At 48.5% G+C, this 2,129-nt stretch carries 3 protein-coding genes; all 3 read right to left on the bottom strand.

The genetic code is table 11. The annotated features are described in order from the left end of the window. Positions 1-475, bottom strand: a 475-nt coding sequence (locus KDK18_RS13540) for an adenylyltransferase/cytidyltransferase family protein (RefSeq protein ID WP_257255460.1), incomplete at its 3' end; no start/stop codon positions are given. Further along, positions 472-1,305 (bottom strand): endonuclease/exonuclease/phosphatase family protein, encoded by an 834-nt coding sequence (locus KDK18_RS13535; protein WP_257255459.1) that lies wholly within the window; start codon positions 1,303-1,305, stop codon positions 472-474. The genes KDK18_RS13540 and KDK18_RS13535, both read right to left, overlap by 4 nt. A gap of 103 nt (positions 1,306-1,408) precedes the next feature. Continuing rightward, positions 1,409-2,104 (bottom strand): thiol:disulfide interchange protein DsbA/DsbL, encoded by a 696-nt coding sequence (locus tag KDK18_RS13530; protein ID WP_257255458.1) that lies wholly within the window; start codon positions 2,102-2,104, stop codon positions 1,409-1,411. Positions 2,105-2,129 lie beyond the last annotated feature (25 nt).

Genomic DNA, 2,129 nt, shown 5'->3' with positions numbered 1-2,129 from the left:
TCCCCGAAACCAATAACTCCCTTACCCGGGTACTGCGAATATTCTGACGTTCACGGGCAGTAAAGACCTGCCAGCGCTGTTCAATGTCCTTAGATCGATAGAAGCGCTTCCAGTTCCGGGGATCCGCATTATCGGGTCCTCTGATAAACCCGAGCTGATCCCCGGGGTACTTCTGCTCTAAACGTTCCAGCAAATCAAAGGTATAGACTGGCTTTTCGGGATTATCTGCCAGCATTTCCTGCTCAATCCCAGAAACTTCTATCTGACATTGGGGCAGTTGTACTGAGTTCATCAGCCGCTGGCACATGGCCATCCGGTGATGAAACGGTAGCATCGACTTGGAAAAAGCATGGGCAGCGCTGGGCACCAGCAATATCAGGTCAAACTGCTGCCGGGCCTGTTCCAATACATCCAGATGCCCCAATGTTGGCGGGTTAAACGCAGAACCCAATATGCCTATTTTCCTGGCGGTCATAGTGTTGTTTCCAAAATCACACTCTTTGGTACTTCCACTTCCACTGCGATGGGCAAATGATCTGAAATAGGCAGATTAAGGACACCGAACTGATGGACTATCAAGGAAGGGCTGACCAGAATATGGTCCAGTGAGCGACTGGGGCGCCAGCTGGGAAAAGTATTTAGTTCTGAATGAACAGCCTGCAAGTCAGTGTCTTTCAGTGGTGAGTTATTGAGCAGTTGTTCAGCGTGGGTATTCATATCGCCCATCAGAACCACATGATTGTAAGTTCTGACCAAGTCTCTGATATAGGAAAGTTGGCCATTTCTGGCCCTCTGGCTGAGAGCCAGATGCATCATCACCACGACTAAAGGGTTCCGGGTATCTCCAAACCGGGCAACGATTGCTCCCCGTCCCGGAATCAATCCGGGCAGTTTGTGATCTTCAAGAATAGTGGGCTTGAAGCGACTCAGGAATCCATTGCTGTGCTGCGCCAGCTTGCCGAGATTTCGATTCAACTGGTGATACCAATATGGAAACTGGCATTTAAGGGCAAGGTATTCGGTTTGATTGATAAAACCGCTTCTGAGGCTTCCACCGTCGGCTTCCTGAAGAGCGACCAGATCAAAATCGGGGAGGGCAGCAGCAATCTGATCCAGTGTTCTTGCCCGCCTGGAATGAGGTAAAAGGTGTTGCCAGCCGCGAGTCAGATAATGACCATATTGCTGAGTATTGATGCCTACCTGAATATTAAAGCTCAGCAGACGAATGTGCCCGGGCTTTTGTGATCGGGGGTTGTAAACCAGCTCACTGCGGTGAACGGATCCCGGAGCTCTGTCCCTCTTCAAACGAGAAGACAAGGCCCCTTCAAAGCTCTAATCGGCATCAGTGAAACCTGAATTCCGGATGCTGTTCAGTCCAGCATCTATCTTGTTGAAGGGGTCATAATGTTCAGCTTTTTGCCTGTGACGCTTGCTTAGCCTCAGGCTCTGCCTTGGCTGCACGCTCATCACGCACTTTCTTGATCAGGAAATCAGCAATAACAGGCATGTTTTCCAACCCCACCCTGGGTTCAATAACATATCGGCCATCAACTACCAAAGCTGGAACACCGTTTAACTGATAACCTTTGATTTTTGAACCACCCTGATTCATCAGGTTCAGAACTCCGAAGGAGTTATAGAAGCTGGCAAATTGCTTGGGATCAATACCGTGGCGATTCTGAAGAAAGTCCCCCATGGCTCTCACGTCGCCAAGACGGTTATTCCGATTCTGAATTTCAGCAAAAATACTTTCGTGTATTTCGTTCAGTTTTTTCTCTTCAGGAATAATAGTTTCCAGAGTGTAGTAAAGCTGGGCATGGGCTTTCCAGATGTTTGGACCAAAGAAACCAGGCGTACGAACTACACGAGTGTCCTTTTCCAGAGAAGGCTTCCAACGCGCAACAATGGGTTCCAGAGTGTAACAATGCGGGCAGCCATACCAGAAGACTTCTGCCACTTCGATCTGGCTTTTCTTCACTGAAGTCTGAACCGGGTTAGACAGAACCTGGTAATCCTGACCTTCCTTGTATTTGTCCTCTACAGCAGCCTGCGCCATTAATGGCAAAACCAGAGCCAACCATAAAAATTTCAGTTGTTTTGGCATCTAAATACACTCCAAGCCTTTTATA

It is taken from the genome of Endozoicomonas sp. SESOKO3, assembly GCF_024606255.1.
This window is presented reverse-complemented; position numbering and strand designations above follow the sequence as displayed.